A 448-nucleotide genomic window follows, 5' to 3' on the forward strand; every position below is an offset into this window, starting at 1 on the left:
GCACGAGCTCACTGACTTCGATCGCGGGTCGGAAGGGGTATAATCTCTCGAGTGATAGGAAATCTCAAAAGATGGCTTACAATTCTCGGGAGTTATTGAGTGATTAGAGCGGTGGCTATAACCACTGTGGCAATGCTGGGGAGCATGTATTTCTGTTGTTGGGTCATTATCGCTATCATCAGCAGATGAACCTAGTTGCGATAATGAGCTATTTACGTGGTCAACGTCTTCTTGTAAATGGTACGCGGCGCCGTCACAGCTTATAAAGCTATGCACAAGCACAAGTAACATTACAATTAAAAAACGATTTGAACGCACAGTTAAACGAATTCCCTATTGAAACACACGATTAGATAAGCTCATTACTCATCTAAATATTATTTTCTTCAATACTGTACCTGAAAACATCAAAAAAATTAATGCAGCAAATTAAAATTTTATTTCATTC

1 protein-coding gene is annotated in these 448 nt (G+C 39.1%); it reads right to left on the bottom strand.

From position 1 onward, the window contains the following. Positions 1-318, bottom strand: a 318-nt coding sequence (locus CWB66_RS22565) for a hypothetical protein (RefSeq protein WP_252371842.1), incomplete at its 3' end; no start/stop codon positions are given. Between the last annotated feature and the right edge of the window lie 130 nt (positions 319-448).

Origin of the sequence: Pseudoalteromonas sp. S558 (assembly GCF_005886635.1) — a bacterium.
In the GTDB taxonomy this organism is placed as follows: domain Bacteria; phylum Pseudomonadota; class Gammaproteobacteria; order Enterobacterales; family Alteromonadaceae; genus Pseudoalteromonas; species Pseudoalteromonas aliena.